The following is a 22,413-nucleotide window of genomic DNA, read 5'->3' on the forward strand; positions in this document are numbered from 1 at the left end:
GAAAAATTCTTAGCTGTCGAGGAACGAACGCAGCTTACGCGAACGGCTCGGATGCTTGAGCTTGCGCAACGCCTTCGCTTCGATCTGACGAATACGTTCACGCGTTACCGAGAACTGCTGACCGACTTCTTCAAGTGTGTGGTCAGTGTTCATGCCGATACCGAAACGCATACGCAGAACGCGTTCTTCACGCGGGGTCAACGATGCCAGAACGCGGGTCGTCGTATCGCGAAGGTTAGCCTGAATGGCTGCATCGATTGGCAGCAGCGCATTCTTGTCTTCGATAAAATCGCCTAAGTGTGAATCTTCTTCATCACCCACTGGCGTTTCGAGCGAGATCGGCTCCTTGGCAATCTTCAAGACCTTGCGAACTTTTTCAAGCGGCATGGCCAGCTTTTCAGCCAGTTCTTCCGGCGTTGGTTCACGACCGATTTCATGCAGCATCTGACGCGATGTACGAACGATCTTGTTGATCGTTTCGATCATATGCACCGGAATACGGATGGTGCGCGCCTGATCGGCAATCGAACGGGTGATTGCCTGACGGATCCACCATGTCGCATAGGTCGAGAACTTGTAACCGCGGCGATATTCGAACTTATCGACCGCCTTCATCAGACCGATATTGCCTTCCTGAATAAGATCAAGGAACTGAAGACCACGGTTGGTGTACTTCTTGGCAATCGAGATGACGAGACGAAGGTTGGCTTCCACCATTTCCTTCTTGGCGATGGTCGCTTCGCGTTCGCCCTTCTGCACCTGATTGACGATGCGGCGGAATTCACCGATCGAAATCGCGGTTTCAGTAGCAAGCATCTGAATTTCCGAACGCAGACGATCAATCGCACGTTCTTCCTTGACTGCGAATTCCTTCCAGCCACGAGCCGACAGAGTGCTGACGCGGTCGACCCATTTCGGGTCCAGTTCGTGCCCCTGATATTCCTTCAGGAACTCTTCACGACGGACGCCGAAGGATTCAGCAAGACGCAACAGCTTGCCTTCGTTCTGAACGAGACGCTTGTTGATGTCGTAAAGCTGCTCAACCAGCTGCTCGATACGGTTCTGATTCAGCGACAGCGACTTCACAGCCTTGATCAGCTGATCTTTCAGTTCCTTATAGCGGCGTTCCTGGCTGGATGACAGATCAGCGGCAGCAGCCAGACGGCTTTCGACCTGCTGGTCCTGCAGCTTACGCAGCTTGCGGTAGGTGTCAGCGATCAGATCAAGCGTTTCCATGACCTGTGGGCGCAATTCGGCTTCCATAGCCGCCAGCGACAGGTTGGCTTCGTCCTCGTCTTCTTCTTCCTCTTCCGCAGGCATGTCTCCGCCGACATTGGTAATGTCGTCGTCGTCACGCGAACGGCGCGGCCCCTTGTCGTCGCGTGTCTTTTCTTCTTCCACACGTTCAACAATTGGCGCCTGCTTGGCCTCTGGGCCAGCATAAGTGGTTTCGAGATCAATGATTTCGCGCAACAGAATGTTTGATTCATTCAGCTGTTCGCGCCAGATAATAATGGCCTGGAAGGTCAGTGGGCTTTCACAAAGCCCGGCAATCATCGTTTCGCGACCGGCTTCAATACGCTTTGCGATGGCAATTTCGCCCTCGCGCGACAGAAGCTCGACGGAACCCATTTCGCGCAAATACATGCGCACTGGATCATCCGTGCGGTCAGTCGGTTCTTTCTTGGTTGTCGTGGCGGCGACTGCAGTACCGGTCGCCTCGACCAGATCGCCGCCTTCTTCAGCATCATCATCATTGTTGTCGTCGCGATCAGCTTCCTGTTCGTCGTCTTCAACTACGTTGATGCCCATGTCCGACAGCATGGACATAGTGTCTTCGATCTGCTCAGATGTCACTTCTTCGGAAGGCAGCACGGCATTCAGCTCGTCCATAGTGACGTAGCCGCGCTTCTTCGCGAGCTTGATCATCTTCTTGACAGCATCGTCAGAAAGGTCGAGAAGCGGCCCGTCGGTCGCACCTTCGCGCTCGACTTCGGCTTCTTCGTTTTCCTTAGCCTTCGTTGCCATATTGCTCGTCTCCAGGCGACACCGGTCGCGTCTAAGATATATAGAGTGGTCAAACGGTTTTGCGAGAGCGCCGTCTAACTGTTGATTCTGCGAATAGCTGATTTCGTGTTAATGCCGAATTAACCCTGCCGTCATTAACCGATCCTGCCGTCTCCAAATTCCTGTGAGTAGATCCGGGATCAATGATCGCCTTTAAGGCCCCGTCCGGTCTTTGACTGTTGCCCATCAAGGCAAATTTCAGGAGTCCACTTAGGGAACGTTTATCAATATCAGTTCTCCAGAGCATGTTTTGATCTGATTGAATCAGATCGACGCTCTGAAGATTCTTTCAAAGCATAATCTTATCGATCCTCGTTTCACTCCGGTCGGATTATGCCCTAATCCATGCTCGAACTGTCGTGATTCCGTCATTTGTGCCGCACGTCAAGAGCGACTCACCTGATTCGGGTCTAAAAAGCGAATCATTTATTGTCGCGGCGCATTCTCAGGCCTTTAAGCCGCTGAAGATTCGCGAAACCCCACCATTTCCGGCAGTTTCGAGTCATCAAGCGATTCAAAGTGATTCGGGCACCACGAGTGCCTCACTTAAGAGCGGTCACGAACCGCCGGATGCGCGTCCTGAGGAAAGCCCAAAACCGTCAATGAGGGCTTCGGTTGCTTCTGCCTGAGCAATCTGTTTTTGAATATCAATAAGTCGAGCGAAGATTTCGCCCGTTTCATCACTATCAAGCGATGCTTCAACAGCGCGCAGTTCCCTATGTAGGGTGCGCGCGCGCTGATGCAAGTGAAGCGCCTGCTTTAATGCTTCGCGGACGTCGTCCTCCGCCGCTTGCGATGTCGCGGTCCATTCCCGCGTCCGCCGAACAACGGCTTCCAGCGTTTCGATCAATTCGCTATGACCGGCTGCAACCAGCGCCTTGCGCATGGCAAAGCCATCTTCGACATGATCCGTCGCCAGAACGTCGAGCATCGCCAGATGCAAAACCTTCAAAGCCTCATGTTCGAGATCAAGCGCCGCCATTGTTTCAAAGTCTTCTTCGATCAGACGCGGATGATTAAGCAGCATCAGTACGATTGCAGTTTCACGCAGGGGCGCATTACGTTTTTTGACCATGTTGGAGCGGGTCAAGCTATCGGAGTAAGCTAACCGGCCTCCAGCAACCAGCCCTACTCCGCGACCACCTTGTGCACCGCGACCTTTATCTTTTCCGCGATTGAATGCGCCGCCGCCGCGTTGTGCATTCTGCCGCCCCTGACCAAAGAAAGCCTGCGCACGTTCGCGCATTTCCTGGCTGTAGTGCCGACGAATATCTTCATTCGCAATGCGGCTGGTAATTTCGCGCAAGCGCGCTTCGAGTTCCGCGCGACGCTCAGGCGTATCGAACACACCCGCTGCCGTTTCACGCGTCCAGACCATATCGACCAGCGGACGGGCATCGCGCAAAACAGAATAAAAAGCCGAAGCCCCCTCAGCCTTAACCAGATCGTCCGGGTCCTGTCCTTCCGGCAGCATCGCAAAGCGCAAGGATTTCCCCGGCTGCAAAGTAGGCAGTCCAAGATCAGCAGCACGATGCGCCGCACGAACACCTGCTCCGTCACCATCAAAACACAGGATCGGCTCAGGGCTGATCCGCCACAACAATTCAAGCTGCTCTTCGGTCAGCGCCGTTCCAAGCGGAGCCACCGCCTGATGAATGCCCGCCTGCGCCAGCGCGATAACATCCATATAGCCCTCAACCGCAATGATCGGCTTGGCTGGCTCGCCGCCCTGCGGCTGGCAAGCTTTACGCGCACGAAGGCCGTTATAAAGCACGCGGCCCTTATGGAAGAGCTCGGTTTCAGGCGAATTCAAATATTTCGCAGGCGCGTCAGCAGAAAGTGCTCGCCCCCCAAAAGCGATGATGCGTCCGCGCAAGTCCTCAATAGGAAACATGATACGATCGCGGAAGCGATCATAGGAAACAGCGATACCCTCGCCATGAACGACAAGACCGCAGGCTTCGATCTGGTCTTTTGAAATGCCTTTGCTTGCCAGAAACTCCTTGAGCGCGTTGCGTGATTCCGGACCATAGCCGATACGGAATGTCTGTTGCGTTGCGCTCGAAAGGCCGCGATCACGCAAATAGGCGCGCGCCTTCGCGCCCGACGCACTTTGCAGCTGGCTTTCAAAAAACTGCGCCGCAAGCTCCATCACATCATAGAGCGTCGCACGCTGCGCTTCGCGCTTTTCCATTTCCGGATCACGCGCTGGCATCGGCACACCGGCCATATCGGCAACACGCTCGACGGCTTCGGGAAAACTCGCACCTTCCAGATCGGTCAGGAACTTGAAGTGATCACCAGTCACCCCACAACCAAAGCAGTGATAACGACCCTTACGGTCCTCACAGTGAAAGCTTGGGGTTTTCTCGCCATGAAACGGGCAACAGCCCCAGAAATCACCTTTTGGCGGGTTGCTCTTCTTTCGGTCAAACGAAACGCGCGTTCCGATCAGCGTCGAGATCGGCACACGATCTCTAATCTCATCAAGGAAGGATGGCGGAAAACGCATTACGATTGTCACTTTCGGGTCAGATAAGCATTTCCAGCAAAAAGTGCGAAGCGGTTTTGCGTAGGATAATGCGTAAAAACAAATAATTACAGCGCTTTCAACGATTCAGTCTTAACTGGAACCGCTGTAAACATGGCATCCAGTCAATGATATATAGGCCCGCGCAGACGGACAGTCCATCATACACAAACGGCCCTCCCCGCTAATCACATGCAGCAAGCCTCTTAATTACAATCATTGCACACAGTCGCGACATTCATAAAACTGTCATATAGTTGTCACATTACAATTGTGACGCTTGATTTAAGTGCATTTCCAGACCATATTTCTGGCGAATATGGTTAGCCGGAACATATTTTTTCTTTATTTGTTGCGTAAGCTTAACCCAATCGAGATCCAACTCTCTTCACACCCTGAAAGGATTTTCCGTGAACGGTTCTTTAGTCCTTTTGCATCTTGCCGGTGCAGTCGCGCTCCTACTCTGGGCGACACGCATGGTGCGAACAGGAGTGGAGCGTGCCTATGGTGATCGTTTGCGTCGCCGCTTGCGCAATCAGATGCAGAATCCGCTGCTTTCGATAGCCTTTGGCCTTATTCTGGCAATCGCCTTGCAGAGCTCGACTGCCGTGACGCTTCTGGTCGGCTCTTTCGTCGGATCGGGTATCGTCAGCGGTGTTGCCGGCTTGATGGCGGTGCGCGGCGGTGAACTTGGTTCAGCGCTCGTTGTGAAAATCCTGAGCTACGATCTGACGCTGTTGGTTCCACTCTGCCTTGTTTCCGGTACAGCCATTTTCATGACGACAGAGCGGCGTGACTGGCGTCAGATCGGGCGCATCCTCGTTGGCATCGGTTTGCTCATCATGTCACTGGAAATGACAGGACAGGCAACAGAGCCACTGCGCCAGAGTGAGCTTCTGCCCGTCATCGTGGATTATCTCTCCAACGATCCCGTGACTGCCTATCTTCTGGCAGCTTTGATGACGTGGTTGTTTCATTCCAGCATCGCGGGTGTCATCCTGCTGACCACTTTCGCATCGCGCGGACTAATCACGCCCGAACTTGCGGTGGTCATGGTGCTTGGCGTCAATCTTGGCTCCTCCATCATCGCGCCAATCCTGACCCGCAACGCGCCACCTGAGACCCGTGTCGTGCCGCTCGGCAATCTGTTGATGCGCGGTGCTGGTTCGCTGCTCATGCTGATCCTGTTTGAAACCTTCAAGCCCTCAATTGGCTTCCTTGGTGGTGATCCTGTTTCACAGGTGGTCAACGCACACATTCTGTTCAACGTCATCGTCATGGTCGCAGGCATTCCATTGTCTGGACTGGTGCTCCGTGCGACTGAAGCGCTGGTTCATCTCAATTCAGACAATAACGCACCCGCCCAGCCGCTTGAAGTCGAAGAGTATAGTGCTCTTGATAATGCAGTCCTTGACCGGCCTTCCCAGGCTCTCGCCAATGCAACCCGCGAAGTCGTCGGCGTTTGCGATACAATTGAAGTGATGCTGCGTCGGATTATCGATCTCTACGAAAAGCCGGATCAGGCACGCATCAACGAACTGGCAAGCCTCGACGACCGGGTCGACAAGAAACATGCAGCCATCAAGCTTTATCTTACCAAGCTCGCAAGCAAAGATCTCGATGAGTTTGAAGCTTTGCGGATGCAGGAACTGATGGGTGCATGTGTGAAGCTCGAACAGGTTGGTGATATCATCGTGCGCAACATGCTCGCGCATGTTCAGAAAAAGATGGATCATAACCTCGAATTCACAGAGGAAGGCTGGAAAGAGCTCAGCCATTTCCACGCCATGGTGCTGGCCAACGCGCATATGGCGTTCAACGTCATCGTCTCGCGTGATGGTCGCACCGCACGTCTGCTCGTGCAGGAAAAAGACAATCTGCGTGATCTGGAAAAGCAGACGAGTATGCGTCACTTCTCGCGGCTACGCGAGGGTTCAACACGTAGCATCGAGACAAGCACCATCCATCTCGATACTATTCGCGATTTGAAGCAGATCAATTCGTTGCTCGCATCAATGGCTTATCCAGTCCTTGAAGAACAAGGATTGCTCGGCTCGACGCGCTTGAAAGCAGCAAAACAAAACTAGGAAAGCCCCGCGTGAGCGGGGCTTTTCATTGAAGACGACGACGCTTCTACTGAAGAAGCGTTTTTACCAGCGCGCTGGCCTTTGTGAAATCCATCTGACCAGCATAGCGCTCCTTAAGAGCTGCCATCACCTTGCCCATATCCCGCAAACCTTGCGCGCCGATTTCGGTGATCACATCTGCACAGGCTTTTTTGATTTCATCATCACTCATCTGCACAGGCAGAAAACCGCTGATGATAGCAATTTCCGCACGCTCGCCTTCGGCGAGCTCAATACGGTTGCCTTCTTCATAAATGCGAGCGGATTCTTCGCGCTGCTTCACCATCTTGCCCAAAATGCCGAGCAGTTCTTCATCGCCAACCGGATCCTTGCCCGCACCGCGATTGGCAATATCACGGTCCTTCACCGCCGCCATGATCAGACGCAATGTCGACAGGCGCAGCTTATCCTGTGCCTTCATAGCCTGAGTGAGTGCCTGAGAAATCTCCTGGCGAAGCATACGTCTCTCCTGACGGTGTTAGTGCATACCGTCGAAAAGCAAAAACTCGCCTTCCCTTGACGTCATGCGTGAGAATGAAAAATCAGAGCCCTTGTATCCAGAACCGGGGCCATAAAGCAATCACACGCCTATTCCGAGCTGTCAGAACAACCATCATAGAAAGCCGCCAACATAGAAAAAATGAGACATCACTCTCATAATTTCCTGAAAAGCTTGCGTTCAAACGATTGACCCCGCGCCCAAGTTTCTCTATTGCTCAGGGCTTAGCAGGACATCGGCATGTGCTCGCGGCGGGAAGTTTAATCCCCGCTGCTTTTTGGCGCATATATGGCCCCATAAACTCCATTTTTCAAGCTGTCTGACATCGGGCGGTTGAAACATGGATACATGCCGCATGACTGATAACGTAGAACGCGCGCCAGACGGCAAGCGCGAAACCTGACAGGAGTGCACGCCATGACCGAAGCCACATCGAAGACAGCACCCTGGACGACTGCAAAGCGAACCGCCGTTCTTGTGCTTGCAGATGGCACAGTGATTGAAGGCAAAGGCCTTGGCGCAACTGGAGCAATTGAAGCCGAAGTGGTCTTCAATACCGCCCTCACCGGCTATGAAGAAATTCTGACCGATCCATCCTATGCCGGACAAATCGTGACTTTCACCTTCCCGCATATCGGCAATGTAGGCACCAATGCGGAAGACGTGGAAGACCTCACGCCTGCCAATCGTCACGGCGCTGTGGGCGCAATTTTCAAAGCCGACATCACCAACCCATCCAATTTCCGCGCTTCAGAAAATCTCGATACATGGCTGAAGAACCGTGGCGTCATCGCACTGGCTGACATCGATACGCGCGCCCTCACCTCGCTTATCCGCGAACGTGGCGCGCAGAATGCGGTGATCGCCCATGATCCGGAAGGGAAGTTCGACATCGACGCGCTCAAGGCTCGCGCTGCAAACTGGAGCGGTCTTGAAAATCTCGATCTGGCAAAGGATGTCACCATCGGCCAGAGCCTCACTTGGGACCAAACGCCGTGGACGCTGGAAGACGGCTACGGCGAACAGTCAGACACGCAATATCATGTTGTCGCGCTCGACTTTGGTGTGAAGCGCAACATTCTGCGTCTGCTGTCAGGCCTTGGTGCCAAGGTCACTGTATTGCCAGCCACGGCCACTGCAGAGGACGTTCTCGCCTATAATCCAGACGGCATCTTCCTTTCCAATGGCCCCGGCGATCCGGCAGCAACCGGCAAATATGCCGTGCCAACGATCCAGAAGCTCGTAGACAGCGAATTGCCAGTTTTCGGCATCTGCCTCGGCCATCAAATGCTGGCATTGGCGCTTGGTGCCAAGACCGAAAAGATGCATCAGGGCCATCATGGCGCCAACCATCCGGTCAAGGATTACACCACCGGCAAGGTCGAAATCGTATCGATGAACCATGGCTTTGCGGTCGATTCCGACAGCCTGCCAGAACACGTCGAAGAAACACATGTTTCGCTGTTTGACGGCACCAATTGCGGCCTGCGCGTTATCGGCAAGCCGATCTTCTCGGTACAGCATCACCCGGAAGCCTCTCCTGGCCCGCAGGACAGCCATTACCTCTTCCGCCGGTTCATCAACCTGATCCGCGAGAAGAAGGGCGAAGCTCTTCTTCCAGAGCGCGAACAGGCAGCGTGATTCAACTCCTGAGCGTTATGAATTAAGACGTTGTTAAGAAAAGAAAAGCCGGGATTTGATCCCGGCTTTTTTCATTCCCGATATCCGCATTAGCGATCAAACATCACCACTAAATGTATCGCAGGATTCGATCTTGCCGCTCTGGAACCCACGCTGGAACCATTTGGCACGTTGTGCCGATGTGCCGTGGTTGAAGCTTTCAGGTACAACATAACCCTGACTTCTCTTTTGCAGCGTATCATCGCCAATCTGATGGGCGGCATTGATCGCTTCTTCGAGGTCGCCTGCTTCCAGAATGCCCTTCTGATCCGTGTAGTAGCCCCAGACACCTGCAAAGCAGTCTGCCTGCAACTCAACACGCACCGACATCTGATTGGCTTGCGCTTCGTTCATCTGCTGACGCATCTGGTTAAAGCGCGGCAGAATACCGAGCAGGTTCTGAACATGGTGCCCCACTTCATGCGAAATCACATAGGCATTGGCAAAGTCGCCCGATGCGCCAAAGCGTTTGGCGAGTTCGTTAAAAAATGTCAGATCGAGATAAAGCTTACGGTCGCCGGGGCAATAGAACGGGCCAGATGCCGAAGAGGCCATGCCGCAGGCTGAACGCACGCCATCGGAAAATAGGACCATTGTTGGCGGTGTATAGGTCTGTCCGCGCGACTGGAAAATGCCGCTCCAGACATCTTCTGTTTCGGCAAGAACAGTGCGTGCAAACTGCGTTGCCTCATCATTGGCAACTGTACCGCCTTCAGCCGCCGTGCGGCCGCTGCTCTGCTGTGTCTGCGTAGAATTGATGCTGCCATCACCGAACAGAAACGGCAGTGGATCAATGCCAAACGCACGCAATACAAAGAACATCACAACCAGAATGAGAATCCCGGAAAGACCGCCACCGCGAACGATGCGGAAACCCGGCCCGCCCATTCCGCCGCCGAGGCCACCACCGCGGCTAAACCCACCGCCAAGGCCACCGCTTTGTTGCCCCCGAACATCTTCCACATTGTCGCTTTGTCTACGGCCTTGCCAACGCATTGACCAACTCCCCTTCACAAGGCCGTCTCATAAAAAGACAGCAGCAATCTGTTGCATGTAATTGTCGCACAAACAGTTGGCACGGCAACATAAAAAGTAAATGGCAAAACCAATCACAAACAAAGACATGATCGCAACATATGAAGCAATGAAAGGTTGCAGATCGGCGCCTTGTTTGCGAATTTTCGTGAATGCCCGCATTTTCTTTTAAATAAGGGCATTTGTGGGGTTCCGCTTTGTACCATCATTGCCTATAAGGCCAGCTTAGCCCACAGAATTTCTCTCTGCCAACCCGCCGGTAAACCGTGCGGGCTTTTCTGGCAGGCTAAGAACAAGGAAAACGCCCCCATGCCGAAACGTACAGATATCAAATCGATCCTGATTATCGGCGCGGGCCCCATTGTTATCGGCCAGGCTTGCGAGTTCGATTACTCGGGCACGCAGGCTTGTAAGGCGTTGAAAGAGGAAGGCTACCGCATCATCCTCGTCAACTCCAATCCAGCGACGATCATGACCGATCCAGATCTGGCAGATGCGACTTATATCGAACCGATCACGCCTGAAGTTGTCGCCAAGATCATTGCCAAGGAACGCCCTGATGCGCTGTTGCCGACCATGGGCGGCCAGACCGCACTGAACACCGCATTGTCTCTGCGCCGCATGGGCGTGCTGGAGCGCTATAATGTCGAGATGATCGGCGCCAATGCAGAAGCCATCGACAAGGCAGAAGATCGCGCACTCTTCCGTGAAGCCATGGAAAAGATCGGCCTCGATACACCGACTTCGATGCTCGCCAATGCGACCGAGATCAAGGAAGAAGATCGCAAGCGCCACGAAACCAAGCGTAACGAAGTGAAGGCGCAATATTCTGGCGACGATCTGGATAAGGCACTCGACAAGCTCGAAACCGAATGGCAGCTCGGCGAAGTCGAACGCAAGCAACGCTACATGAGCCACGCGCTTGCCAAGGCTGCGCAAGCAATGGATGTCGTTGGCCTGCCTGCCATCATCCGTCCGAGCTTCACACTCGGCGGCACTGGCGGTGGCATTGCCTATAACCGCCAGGAATTCTTTGAAATCATCGAACGCGGTCTGGATGCATCGCCAACGACCGAAGTTCTGATCGAAGAATCGGTTCTGGGTTGGAAAGAGTATGAAATGGAAGTCGTCCGCGACAAGGCGGACAACTGCATCATCATCTGCTCGATCGAAAACCTCGATCCGATGGGCGTGCATACCGGCGACAGTATCACCGTTGCGCCTGCACTGACGTTGACCGACAAAGAATACCAGATCATGCGTAACGCCTCGATTGCGGTGCTGCGCGAGATCGGCGTTGAAACCGGCGGCTCCAACGTGCAGTTCGCGATCAACCCGGCCAATGGCCGTATGATCGTGATTGAAATGAACCCACGTGTGTCGCGTTCTTCGGCGCTTGCTTCCAAGGCAACTGGCTTCCCGATTGCCAAGGTCGCCGCCAAGCTTGCTGTCGGTTATACGCTGGACGAACTCGACAACGACATCACCGGCGGTGCAACGCCTGCCTCGTTCGAGCCATCGATCGACTATGTCGTCACCAAGATCCCACGTTTCGCCTTCGAGAAATTTCCTGGCTCCTCGCCGATCCTGACCACTGCCATGAAATCGGTCGGTGAAGTCATGGCCATTGGCCGTACTTTCCAGGAAAGCTTGCAGAAGGCGCTCCGCGGTCTCGAAACCGGCCTGACGGGTCTCGACGAAATCGCCATTCCGGGTATCGATGACGGCGACGAAAAGAACGCAATCCGCGCTGCCATCGGCACACCGACGCCAGATCGCTTGCGCATGGTCGCACAGGCAATGCGCCTTGGCCTGACCACAGAACAGGTTCATGATGCATCCAAGATTGATCCTTGGTTCCTCGAACAGATCGAAGCCATCGTAAAGACCGAAGAGCGCATTCGCGAACATGGCCTGCCGCAGGACGCTGAAAACCTGCGCATGCTGAAAGCCATGGGCTTTTCCGACGCGCGTCTTGCGAGCCTGATCGGCAAAGATGCTGAAGATGTCGCAAAGCTGCGTAGCAAGCTCGACGTTCATCCGGTCTATAAGCGCATTGATACTTGCGCTGCCGAATTCGCATCGCCGACCGCATACATGTACTCGACCTATGAAACGCCATTCGTCGGTCAGCCGCGCTCGGAAGCCGAAGTATCGGATCGCAAGAAGGTCGTCATTCTCGGCGGCGGTCCAAACCGTATCGGTCAGGGCATCGAGTTCGATTATTGCTGCTGCCATGCGGCCTTCGCGCTCAATGATGCTGACTATGAAGCCATCATGATCAACTGCAACCCGGAAACGGTTTCAACTGATTATGACACGTCCGACCGCCTCTATTTCGAGCCGCTGACTGCAGAAGACGTACTGGAAATCCTGCGCGTTGAGCAGGAAAAGGGCACGCTGCACGGCGTCATCGTTCAGTTCGGCGGCCAGACACCGCTCAAGCTCGCCAATGCGCTTGAAAAGGCTGGCATTCCGATCCTCGGTACTTCGCCGGACGCTATCGACCTTGCAGAAGATCGTGATCGCTTCCAGAAGCTGCTGATCAAGCTCGGCCTCAACCAGCCAAAGAATGGCATCGCCTATTCGGTTGAACAGGCACGCCTGATTGCAGCAGACCTTGGTTTCCCGCTTGTCGTGCGCCCATCCTATGTTCTGGGTGGTCGCGCCATGCAGATCATCCATGACGAACGCTCGCTGCAGAACTATCTGCTCGACACCGTTCCGGAACTGGTGCCGGAAGACATCAAGGCCAAGTATCCGAACGACAAGACCGGCCAGATCAACACGCTGCTCGGCAAGAACCCGCTCCTGTTCGATACCTATCTGACACAGGCAATTGAAGTGGATGTCGACTGCCTTTGTGATGGTAAGGAAAGCTATGTTTCCGGCATCATGGAGCATATCGAAGAAGCTGGCATTCACTCTGGCGACAGTGCCTGCTCGCTGCCGGTTCATACGCTTTCGCCTGAAATCGTGGCCGAGCTCGAGCGCCAGACAGCATTGCTTGCTAAGGCACTCAATGTCGGTGGCTTGATGAATGTGCAATTTGCCATCAAGGACGACGAAATCTTCATCCTTGAAGTCAATCCACGCGCATCGCGTACGGTTCCATTCGTCGCCAAGACGGTCGGCACGCCGATTGCCAAGGTCGCAGCCCGCATCATGGCTGGCGAAAGTCTGGAAGCCGCACTCGGTGCCTATGGCGGCAAGCCGAAGACGCCTTCCCGCCCACATATTGCGGTCAAGGAAGCTGTGTTCCCATTCGCCCGCTTCCCCGGCGTTGACACATTGCTTGGACCGGAAATGCGCTCAACCGGCGAAGTCATGGGCCTCGACTACGACTACGCTCTCGCCTTCGCAAAGGCGCAGCTCGGCGCAGGCGTTGAACTGCCACGCGAAGGCACGGTTTTCGTATCCGTCCGTGACGAAGACAAGGAACGCGTACTCGGTGCGGTCCGCAAACTGGTCAGCATCGGCTTCAAGGTCATGGCGACAGGTGGAACACAACAGTTCCTTGAAGCGAATGGTGTGGAATCGACCAAGATCAATAAGGTCATCGAAGGTCGTCCACATGTCGAAGATGCGATCCGCAATCGCCAGATTCATCTCGTCTTCAACACGACCGACAGCGCAAGCGCAGTCTCCGATTCCAAGTCGATCCGTCGTGCAACGCTGATGCAGAAGCTGCCTTACTATACGACGATGGCCGGTGCCGAAGCCGCGGCTGAGGCTATTGCGGCGCTTAAGGCAGGATCGCTGGAGGTTCGTCCACTTCAGGATTACTTCCGCGATTAAAGCGCTTTCCGAAAAGTGCGAAGCGGTTTTGCGTAGGATAATGCGCAAAAGCAACGCATTACACGAGAATGGAAAAGGCCGCAGAAAACAATCTGCGGCCTTTTGTTTTGATAGGTGTTATATAGGCGGCTCTTATTCCGCTGCTTCCGCTTGATGGGGCAACCGAAGCGGATCCGCCTGCAAGTCCATTTCCAGATGCAATTGCCGCGTGAACAGACCATTATGGCCCAAGCCTTTGCCGATATGGATGACGGCGGCCTCCTTTAACGGACCTGTCAGAATGGCATAAGCGCGCTTTCGCGCCTCTTCATCCATACCATCCAGCGTACCATCAATCACGATCCAGCTTGGGTTTTGCAGCACAAGCCGGGCCAGAGCGAGGCTCTGTTGTTCATCCTCGGTCAGCGTGCGATCCCATCGCAGGATACGGTCGATTTGCGGTGTCAGCCGCTCCAATCCTGCGAGTTTCAACACGTCCGCCACCTGATTTTTTGAGAAATCAGCGGCATTCAAAGGATAGACCACCGCATCATGGAGATTGCCGGGCGGGATATAGGGCGCATGCGGAATGAACACCACACGATCTCCAGCAGGCAATCCGATCCGCCCGCTCCCCCAAGGCCACAAGCCACCAAGCGCGCGGAAAAACCGGCTCCGTTCGGTTTCCGTCGCGCCAGTCACAAACAGGCGTTCACCGGGGTTGATGCTGGCGTGCGTCTCAACCAGATTGAGGCACCCATCAGGCACAGCAATAGACAGGGCATCGATCGTCAGCCGCTCGTCCTCGTTTGTTTCCAGAACTATCTGGCGATCGATGTGACCAATTTCATCCATGCGCAATATCGCTTGTCGAAAGCTCGCCACGCGCAGCAGCGTTGCGCGCCAATCGGCAATCGCGCCAAAATTATCGACAAACCAGCGCAGCGAATTATGAACCTGCGTGAAAGCGCCGACGGCCATCATCAAACCGCCAAATGTCAGCCCGCCCGAAAAATAGACCGGCGCCGCAACAAGGATCGGGGCGACAATGGTGAACCAGCCATAGCCGGCCGTGACCCATGTCAGATTGGTCGTCGCAATGACAATGCGCTTGATAGCAACCAGCACTGCGTCAAGATCAATATCCAGCCTGCGGCGTTCATCAGCCTCACCACGTGCCAGTGTGACAGCATCGATGTGCTCATTCACCCGCATTAATGAGAAGCGGAAGTCAGCCTCCCGCGCGTAACGGTTGGCATTGTGATTAACAAGGCTGCGGCCGACAAACCATGACAGCAGCGACGCCGAACCCGCATAAAAAACCGCCGCCCAAACCATATAGCCCGGTATGGAAAAGCTATACCCCCAAAGGTGAAATACAAAGCCACTCGACAGGGACCACAGGACGCCAACGAAGCTGACGAGAATGACTGTGGATTGCAGCAGATTAATGCCCAGATCGCTCGTGGTCTCGGCAAGATGGCGTGCGTCCTCATGCAGTCGTTGATCCGGATTGATGCCAATTTCGCCAGCCTTCGCAAGACGGAACGCTCGCCTCGGCTGCAACCATTCACCCACCAGATCGCGCGCCAGCCCTTCTCGCAGCTTCAGTTTGAACATCTGATTCAGCCAGGTTTGCGACACATTCAGAAGAAGGACCGATCCGGCGATAACAAAAAAGATCAGAAGTTGATGAAAGAAGTCGCCCAAATTGCGATCGGACAAAGCATTATAGAACGGTACGTTCCAGCGATTGATTGCAACCTGCCCCACGGCGATCAAAACAATCAGAACGAAGATACCAGTTCCCAGCGCAATCAACTGATTGCGAACCGGCGATACCCAGAAGGCGCTCATCATCATGCGTGCTTGCGAAAAGAGATCGCTGCCGTCCTGCGTGCCACGATCAGCTTTCTGATTAGCGCTATCGCGCCCCTGCGGCTTTTCCTGCTTTGACTTCGACACCAAGTCTTTCCTCATCAAAATCGTTTGTGGCAGATGTGAAACGTTGCGGAAAAAATCCAGCTTTTATCGCGTTGTTCTTAACCAATTCCGATTGCGCTCTATAGCAATATTTTGGAACTTTTGCGTGAGCCCTGATCCTGTCACGATAGTACAAAGTGTAGATTGCGCGAAGGCTTCCAATGACTGCATTGACCAAAGCAATTGATAAAGTTCTGATTTACGCCACATGGAACGACAAGCTTCTGGTCTTCAGCGAGCCGGAAAATCCAGACATGCCGCTTCAGGTTCCGGGTGGAACGGTCGATGAGGGCGAAGCAATCCAAGCTGCAGCCTATCGCGAGTTTCACGAAGAGACCGGCATCCTCAAAACCTCCGGCATGCGTAGTCTTGAAAGCGTGACCTACGAATATATCGAGCCTACCCACACAGAGACACATCGTCGTCACTGCTTTCATCTGCCGTTGGATGGCAAATTTTCCGATCAATAGCACCACTATGAAATGGTTCCCTGTGACGGAAACAAACCAATTCTTTTCAAATTGTTCTGGCTGCCTTTGATAGAAGCAAGTGCACGCATTGGCCTGGGAATGGGGAAAAGCATTACAAAAATAGGCCTTTAGAGATAGCACAGCCTGTCTTGTGTTGGTCAAATTTGTCGCATATAGTCTTGTCATCGATTTTTCGGTCAAGTGACTTTGCGACCCGCCCGGCCTGCCGTGCTTCCTGACGATCTCCTGTCCATAAATTCGATTCACAGGGACGTGTGCGAAGCATACGGACTAACGACTACTAATGTTACAAAGGAATTTCCCATGGCTACGGGAACAGTTAAGTGGTTCAACACGACCAAGGGCTTCGGCTTCATTCAGCCTGATCAGGGCGGCACGGACGTATTCGTCCACATTTCCGCTGTTCAGCGCGCTGGTCTGGCCACGCTTGATGAAGGCCAGAAGGTTTCGTACGAAATCGTACAGGACCGTCGTTCGGGCCGTTCGTCTGCCGACAACCTCGTCGCAGCGTAATTTTTGCCGATTAGGCAAACGAAAGGCGGGGCAATACCCCGCCTTTTTCTTTATCAGGAATATTTCGCGGATAAGCGGGAACCGGCTTTCCGATAGTGATATGCGCAATAAAATTTTGATCAAGGCAACCAGTCCAGCGAGACGTGGCCCTCATCCGCAGCCACACGAGCAAGCCACGCATTGACCGCCGGATAGTGCTCCATGTTGAAGCCGCCCCGATGGGCCTCATGCGTATAAGCATAAAGAGCAATATCAGCCACCGTCAGACTATCACCAACCAGAAAAGGTGTCTTTTTCAGCTGCTCTTCCATGACACCAAGCGCCTTGTCGCCACCCACAAGCGTCGATGCAAGACGTTCAGGCGTCGCATCACGTGCACGCTCCGGATAGACCATCAAGGCACGACGCACAGCGATATAGGGCTCATGACTATATTGCTCGAAGAACAGCCATTGATAAACAAGCGCCCGTTCATAGGCGTCTTTCGGCAGATAGCGCGTATTCTCGGCCAGGTAGAGAAGCATCGCATTCGATTCGGCAATGAACCGGCCATCATCAAGTTCCAGCAGAGGAACTTTACCATTCGGATTTTTCGCCAGATATTCGGGCGTTCGCGTCGAACCGTCGAGCGAAGAAACAGTGACGTGCTTAAACGTCTTTCCCAGTTTGGCGAGCAAAAGCCGGGGCTTATAGCAGTTTCCGGAATCAGGCTGTGAATAGATTGTGAGCATCCGCTTCTCCTGTACCGGTATAACATGTCCATCAGAGCGAAAACTGTCCAATCAGTTTCATTGAAACAATATGTTCGCGGCATTGATGGATCAGAACTTTTGAGCAACACATTCTCGCGAGAAACCGGAATTTCTAGCGAAACTGCAAAGCTTTTGTTGCGATTCGTGCGCCAATGCGACATAGAAAGTCCGCAAAACCGGACCGCGCCCGGTGCCGGTTATCTGATCCTGCCATCTATGGAGATCTATCATGGCATTTCTCGCCGACGCCCTTTCTCGTGTAAAGCCATCTGCGACCATTGCAGTCAGCCAGAAAGCACGTGAACTGAAAGCTAAGGGCAAGGACGTGATCGGTCTCGGAGCGGGCGAGCCCGATTTCGACACTCCAGACAATATCAAGCAGGCCGCTATCGACGCGATCAATCGCGGCGAAACCAAGTACACGCCCGTTGCCGGTATTCCTGAACTGCGTCAGGCCATCGTTGCCAAGTTCAAGCGTGAAAACGGTCTCGACTACAAGCCGGAACAGGTCATCGTCGGCACTGGCGGCAAGCAGATATTGTTCAACGCCTTCATGGCGACGCTGAACCCCGGCGATGAAGTGATCGTCCCCGCTCCATATTGGGTCAGCTACCCGGAAATGGTAGCGATCAACGGCGGCACCCCGGTTTTCGTCAATACGAAGATCGAAGACAATTTCAAGCTCACCGCTGCTGATCTTGAAAAGGCGATCACGCCGAAAACCAAGTGGCTCATTTTCAACTCGCCATCGAACCCAACCGGCTCGGCTTATACCGAAGCAGAACTGAAGGCTTTGACCGAAGTTCTCGTTCGTCATCCGCAGGTCTGGATCCTGACCGACGACATGTATGAGCATCTGGTCTATGGCGACTTCGTCTTCACAACGCCTGCTCAGGTCGAACCTTCGCTTTACGATCGCACGCTCACCATGAACGGCGTGTCGAAGGCCTATGCCATGACCGGCTGGCGTATCGGCTATGCGGCAGGACCGCTGCAGCTCATCAAGGCCATGGATATGGTGCAGGGTCAGCAGACCTCGGGCGCCTGCTCCATCGCTCAGTGGGCCGCAGTCGAAGCACTGAACGGCACACAGGACTTCATCCCGAAGAACAAGGAAATCTTCCAGGCCCGTCGCGATCTGGTTGTATCTATGCTCAATCAGGCTAAAGGCATTCACTGCCCGACACCTGAAGGTGCGTTCTACGTTTATCCGTCATGCGCTGGCCTCATCGGCAAGAAAACGGAAGCGGGCAAAGTCATCGAGACCGACGAAGATTTCGTCACCGAACTGCTTGAAGCTGAAGGCGTCGCCGTGGTTCACGGCTCGGCTTTCGGTCTTGGACCAAACTTCCGCATTTCCTATGCGACATCTGATGAACTGCTTGAAGAAGCCTGCTCACGCATTCAGCGCTTCTGTGCAAGCTTGCGTTAAACAGCTCAGACATTGAATGACGAAGGGGCCGAAAGGCCCCTTTTTCGTTTCTGCATTTCTGAGAAAAAGAGGCGGCTTGGCAAAAAGCCAAAAAAAAAGCCAGACAAATGTCTGGCTTTGAGTTTTGAAGGTGCCTTTGAGGCAAACCTCCAGAGGGGAACACTCAGCCTGCGCAAATGGGAGGAGGAAACGCAGCGCTGAGATGATCCTTATATGCCTCGTGCTCATTGTTTTTGCAATGCAACTTTATAGCAATACAGCTATGCGTTTTATGCATAGCTCGAAAATCAGAAAAACACTAATAATTTCAACCCACTAAACATATTTCACTGAACCAAAATTCTATATCAGCGATATAAAAACAGCCTAAACCGCAGGCAAACGCAAGCTCGCCTTGCCTGTAAAAACAGCAAATCACTTCCTTCTGCAACATTCATGGGGGCTGTCATTAAACTATCACCGCGTTGCATCGAACCTGTCACAGAAGAGGCATAGAAGCCCTCACCAGGCCGCAGCTATCCCCGATGAATGCCCAAAATGGCACGCGCTGCGCGCACCCCTTACTTATGAAGGAGCGCCATCTTGCGGATCGTTCAGATTACAGATACCCACCTCAGCCCTATCAAGCCGCACTTCAATCGCAACTGGGAGCCGCTGGTTGCCTGGATCGATCAGCAAAAGCCCGATCTCGTCATTCACACCGGTGACCTGACCGTCGATGGCGCAGACGTAGAGGCTGACCTTCTGTTCTGCCGCACCTGCCTGAACGAGCTTCCGGCGCGTGTTCTCAGTCTTCCGGGCAATCACGATATCGGCCATCTTCCCGAGAGCCACCAGCCGGTCAATCCGCAGCGCCTGATGCGCTGGCGTCGTCATATCGGTCCGGACCGCTGGGCGGAAAATTTCGGCAACTGGCGCATCATCGGCCTCAACAGTCTCGTCATCGGCTCCGGTGAAGCCGAAGAAGCAGAACAGTTCCAGTGGCTCGAAGACGAATTGAAGAACAGCGATGGCAAGCCCGTCGCCGTCTTCGCCCACAAGCCGCTCTTCGTGGACGATCCGGATGAAGGCGACAGCGGCTACTGGGGCATTCGCCCTGCCCCGCGCCAACGTCTTTATGATCTCTTCGCTCAGTATAACGTGCAGCTTCATGCCAGCGGCCACCTGCACCGGGCCTGGTCGGGCGCCGCCTTCGGCACGAACTATATCTGGGCGCCTGCCGCTGCCTTCATCGTTGGGCCAATGGAACGCGATCTCCCTGGCGAGCGCATTCTCGGGGCCGCCATTCACGATCTCGATGAAGTCGCCACAAGCAGCATCGTCCGCATCGATGAGCTAACGCCCTATGTCATCGATGACGTGGTGCATGAAGTCTATCCGCACCATGCTGGTGACGGCGAGAAAGTCGCTGAGGAGGCAAGCCAGTGAGCACGCTCGTCCTTCGCGACATCGGCAAATCCTACGGGGGCAATCGTATTCTCGATGGCATTTCCATCGAAGCAGCAGAAGGCGAATTCATAGCCCTCGTTGGCCCGTCGGGCTGCGGCAAGAGCACATTGCTGCGTATTCTGGCCGGTCTCGACCATGCGGACGAAGGAAGCGTGGAGTTGGCAGGACGTAACATAACGGGCGCTCACCCTGCCGACCGCAACATCGCCATGGTGTTCCAGTCCTACGCGCTCTATCCCCACCTGACGACAGCGCAGAACATCGCGGTGCCGCTTGCAATGCGTGATCTGACCGCCGTGGAACGCCTGCCAATGATCGGCACTTTCGTTCCCGGCCAGCGCAGGAAGCGCGCCGCCATCCAGAAGCAGGTCAGGGCAACCGCAACAAGCCTCAAGATCGACCATCTGCTCGACCGCAAGCCGGGCCAGATGTCCGGCGGCCAGCGCCAGCGCGTGGCCCTTGCCCGCGCGCTCGTCCGCCAGCCCGGTGCATTCCTGATGGATGAACCACTGTCGAACCTCGATGCCAATCTGCGTGTTCACACCCGTGCGGAAATCGTCGAATTGCATCGCCGCGCCGGTGTCCCGACTATCTATGTGACCCACGATCAGGCCGAAGCGCTCAGCATGGCCGACCGTGTTGCAGTGATGATGGGCGGTAAACTGCTGCAGATCGACACGCCAACCGCAATCTATAACGATCCGCGCCATATCGAGGTCGCACAGTTCATCGGCACGCCGCGCATCAATATTCTGGAAGCATTGGTCAGCGATAACGGCATGGTGCATTTTGCCGGTCGCCCCATCCTGCAGGGCGTCGCCGCCCATTCCGGTACCAATATCCGCATCGGCATTCGTCCTGAGCATTTTCAGCTCAAGCCGCATGACAAGACAGGCATTGCGGGCACGGTATCGCGGATCGAATTTCTCGGTTCGGAAGTACTGGTCTATCTCAAGGCTCCCGGCGCCTCACAAGATCTCACTGTGAAGCTCACACCCGAACAAGCCCGTGACATTGTCGTCGGCCTGCCGGTGGGCCTGCATTTCGATGCCAGCCACGCCCACCTCTTCGGAGAAGATGGTTTGCGCCTGCGCCAGCCCGCCGGGAACATCGTCAAACCTGCATCGCCGGCAAAGGCTGCCGCTCATGTCTGATTTTACGCTATCCGGCCCTGTGGCCACCAGCGCACGCACGGCGGCTGATGAAGCCCGCCGCCGCGAAGAACGTCTTGCGTGGAAACTCGCCTCCCCGGCGATTTTTCTGACTGTACTCCTCATCCTGCTGCCAACCGCTGCTGTGATCTTCTGGAGCCTGACCAATTTCGAGCTTGGCTATGACGGTTTCGAATTCATCGGGCTGGAAAACTATGCCGAACTCTTCAGCGACCGAACGTTTCTGGTCTCGCTGAAGAACACCGCCATCTATACCGCGATCGTGGCACCGGCCTCCGTCTTTCTCGGCCTCGGCGTGGCCCTCCTCATCGAAGGTGAAGTTCGCGGCAAATCCTTCTTCCGCACGGTCTATTTCCTGCCGGTCGCTTCGCTCCTCGTCGCCATGGCAACTGTCTGGCAATATCTGCTGCATCCTACACTCGGCCCCGTCAACACCATGCTGGGCATGATCGGCATTGCCGGTCCTAATTGGCTTGGTTCCAGTGACACGGTTCTGACCAGCCTTGCGATGATCGGCGTATGGCAGAGCGTCGGCTTCAACATGGTGCTGTTTCTAGCCGGGCTCACCGCCATTCCGCGAGAGCTCTATTCGGCTGCCGAAGTGGACGGCGTGAAAAGCAGCTGGGAACGCTTCCGGCTGGTCACGTGGCCCCTGCTCGGACCCACCACGCTTTTCGTCACGACGATCAGCATCATCAATGCCGTGAAGGTGTTTGAGACGGTCAAGACGCTGACCGAAGGCGGCCCGAACAAGGCATCGGAAGTCCTGCTCTGGACCATCTATCAGGAAGGCTTCGTCTATCTGCGGGTCGGCTATGCCTCAGCAATGACGGTGATCTTTCTCGCGGTTCTCGTGATCCTGATGATGTTGCAGTTCCGCGTGCTGGACCGTCGCACCCATTACTGA

At 54.5% G+C, this 22,413-nt stretch carries 14 protein-coding genes and 2 pseudogenes; 10 read left to right on the top strand and 6 right to left on the bottom strand.

Annotation, left to right across the window (positions count from 1 at the left end; translation table 11 throughout):
• Window positions 1–9 precede the first annotated feature (9 nt).
• Window positions 10–2,028 carry an RNA polymerase sigma factor RpoD gene (gene rpoD, locus CEV33_RS08260; protein ID WP_094539994.1) on the bottom strand — a complete coding sequence of 673 codons (2,019 nt, stop codon included), beginning with the start codon at window positions 2,026–2,028 and terminating at the stop codon, window positions 10–12.
• Window positions 2,029–2,623: 595 nt separating this feature from the next.
• Window positions 2,624–4,579 carry a DNA primase gene (gene dnaG, locus CEV33_RS08265; RefSeq protein WP_094539996.1) on the bottom strand — a complete coding sequence of 652 codons (1,956 nt, stop codon included), beginning with the start codon at window positions 4,577–4,579 and terminating at the stop codon, window positions 2,624–2,626.
• A 428-nt stretch (window positions 4,580–5,007) separates the two neighbouring features.
• On the opposite strand from dnaG, the gene CEV33_RS08270 reads away from it, so the two are divergent.
• A complete protein-coding gene (locus tag CEV33_RS08270; protein ID WP_094539998.1) occupies window positions 5,008–6,684 on the top strand; it encodes a Na/Pi cotransporter family protein in 1,677 nt (558 codons plus the stop codon).
• Between the two features lie 46 nt (window positions 6,685–6,730).
• Here CEV33_RS08270 and CEV33_RS08275 read toward each other — a convergent pair whose 3' ends face one another.
• The gene (locus CEV33_RS08275) at window positions 6,731–7,183 is read right to left on the bottom strand and encodes a GatB/YqeY domain-containing protein (protein WP_094539999.1); all 453 of its coding nucleotides are present in this window, start codon (window positions 7,181–7,183) and stop codon (window positions 6,731–6,733) included.
• A gap of 456 nt (window positions 7,184–7,639) precedes the next feature.
• On the opposite strand from CEV33_RS08275, the gene carA reads away from it, so the two are divergent.
• Window positions 7,640–8,863, top strand: a complete 1,224-nt coding sequence (gene carA, locus CEV33_RS08280; RefSeq protein WP_094540001.1) for a glutamine-hydrolyzing carbamoyl-phosphate synthase small subunit — start codon at window positions 7,640–7,642, stop codon at window positions 8,861–8,863.
• A gap of 96 nt (window positions 8,864–8,959) precedes the next feature.
• Here the strand turns inward: carA and ypfJ are convergent, their stop codons facing one another.
• Window positions 8,960–9,898, bottom strand: coding sequence for a KPN_02809 family neutral zinc metallopeptidase (gene ypfJ, locus CEV33_RS08285; protein WP_094540003.1), 939 nt, complete (start codon window positions 9,896–9,898; stop codon window positions 8,960–8,962).
• Between the two features lie 348 nt (window positions 9,899–10,246).
• Here ypfJ and carB point away from each other — a divergent pair, with 348 nt between their 5' ends.
• On the top strand, window positions 10,247–13,735 hold the full coding sequence (gene carB / locus CEV33_RS08290; protein ID WP_094540005.1) for a carbamoyl-phosphate synthase large subunit: 3,489 nt from the start codon (window positions 10,247–10,249) through the stop codon (window positions 13,733–13,735).
• Between the two features lie 132 nt (window positions 13,736–13,867).
• On the opposite strand, the gene CEV33_RS08295 is transcribed toward carB, so the two are convergent.
• On the bottom strand, window positions 13,868–15,694 hold the full coding sequence (locus tag CEV33_RS08295; protein ID WP_374816753.1) for an ABC transporter ATP-binding protein/permease: 1,827 nt from the start codon (window positions 15,692–15,694) through the stop codon (window positions 13,868–13,870).
• Window positions 15,695–15,858: 164 nt separating this feature from the next.
• On the opposite strand from CEV33_RS08295, the pseudogene CEV33_RS08300 reads away from it, so the two are divergent.
• Window positions 15,859–16,299: pseudogene (locus CEV33_RS08300) on the top strand (NUDIX hydrolase).
• 192 nt (window positions 16,300–16,491) lie between these two features.
• Window positions 16,492–16,701 carry a cold-shock protein gene (locus CEV33_RS08305; protein ID WP_006471898.1) on the top strand — a complete coding sequence of 70 codons (210 nt, stop codon included), beginning with the start codon at window positions 16,492–16,494 and terminating at the stop codon, window positions 16,699–16,701.
• A 119-nt stretch (window positions 16,702–16,820) separates the two neighbouring features.
• Here CEV33_RS08305 and CEV33_RS08310 read toward each other — a convergent pair whose 3' ends face one another.
• Window positions 16,821–17,432 carry a glutathione S-transferase family protein gene (locus CEV33_RS08310; protein WP_094540007.1) on the bottom strand — a complete coding sequence of 204 codons (612 nt, stop codon included), beginning with the start codon at window positions 17,430–17,432 and terminating at the stop codon, window positions 16,821–16,823.
• Window positions 17,433–17,682: 250 nt separating this feature from the next.
• Between CEV33_RS08310 and CEV33_RS08315 the strand changes: the two genes are divergently transcribed.
• The 5 genes and pseudogenes from CEV33_RS08315 (at window position 17,683) to CEV33_RS08335 (ending at window position 22,413) form a co-directional block, all read left to right on the top strand.
• Window positions 17,683–18,885, top strand: a complete 1,203-nt coding sequence (locus CEV33_RS08315; protein WP_024899468.1) for a pyridoxal phosphate-dependent aminotransferase — start codon at window positions 17,683–17,685, stop codon at window positions 18,883–18,885.
• A 16-nt stretch (window positions 18,886–18,901) separates the two neighbouring features.
• A pseudogene (locus tag CEV33_RS08320) lies at window positions 18,902–19,091 on the top strand (hypothetical protein).
• A 376-nt stretch (window positions 19,092–19,467) separates the two neighbouring features.
• Entirely contained in the window at window positions 19,468–20,313 is an 846-nt protein-coding gene (locus CEV33_RS08325; protein ID WP_094540008.1) for a metallophosphoesterase family protein, read from the top strand.
• Window positions 20,310–21,488 carry an ABC transporter ATP-binding protein gene (locus tag CEV33_RS08330; RefSeq protein ID WP_094540010.1) on the top strand — a complete coding sequence of 393 codons (1,179 nt, stop codon included), beginning with the start codon at window positions 20,310–20,312 and terminating at the stop codon, window positions 21,486–21,488. Before CEV33_RS08325 ends, CEV33_RS08330 begins: the two co-directional genes overlap by 4 nt.
• Window positions 21,481–22,413, top strand: coding sequence for a carbohydrate ABC transporter permease (locus CEV33_RS08335; protein ID WP_094540012.1), 933 nt, complete (start codon window positions 21,481–21,483; stop codon window positions 22,411–22,413). Before CEV33_RS08330 ends, CEV33_RS08335 begins: the two co-directional genes overlap by 8 nt.

It is taken from the genome of Brucella grignonensis, assembly GCF_002252505.1.
Taxonomy (GTDB): Bacteria; Pseudomonadota; Alphaproteobacteria; order Rhizobiales; family Rhizobiaceae; genus Brucella; species Brucella grignonensis.

Excerpts from the sequence above, each read along its gene's own strand:
- carA (WP_094540001.1), top strand. The coding sequence starts at position 7,640 with ATGACCGAAGCCACATCGAAGACAGCACCCTGGACGACTGCAAAGCGA.
- CEV33_RS08295 (WP_374816753.1), bottom strand. The coding sequence starts at position 15,694 with ATGAGGAAAGACTTGGTGTCGAAGTCAAAGCAGGAAAAGCCGCAGGGG.
- CEV33_RS08275 (WP_094539999.1), bottom strand. The coding sequence starts at position 7,183 with ATGCTTCGCCAGGAGATTTCTCAGGCACTCACTCAGGCTATGAAGGCA.
- dnaG (WP_094539996.1), bottom strand. The coding sequence starts at position 4,579 with ATGCGTTTTCCGCCATCCTTCCTTGATGAGATTAGAGATCGTGTGCCG.
- CEV33_RS08335 (WP_094540012.1), top strand. The coding sequence starts at position 21,481 with ATGTCTGATTTTACGCTATCCGGCCCTGTGGCCACCAGCGCACGCACG.
- CEV33_RS08305 (WP_006471898.1), top strand. The coding sequence starts at position 16,492 with ATGGCTACGGGAACAGTTAAGTGGTTCAACACGACCAAGGGCTTCGGC.
- ypfJ (WP_094540003.1), bottom strand. The coding sequence starts at position 9,898 with ATGCGTTGGCAAGGCCGTAGACAAAGCGACAATGTGGAAGATGTTCGG.
- rpoD (WP_094539994.1), bottom strand. The coding sequence starts at position 2,028 with ATGGCAACGAAGGCTAAGGAAAACGAAGAAGCCGAAGTCGAGCGCGAA.
- CEV33_RS08310 (WP_094540007.1), bottom strand. The coding sequence starts at position 17,432 with ATGCTCACAATCTATTCACAGCCTGATTCCGGAAACTGCTATAAGCCC.
- carB (WP_094540005.1), top strand. The coding sequence starts at position 10,247 with ATGCCGAAACGTACAGATATCAAATCGATCCTGATTATCGGCGCGGGC.
- CEV33_RS08315 (WP_024899468.1), top strand. The coding sequence starts at position 17,683 with ATGGCATTTCTCGCCGACGCCCTTTCTCGTGTAAAGCCATCTGCGACC.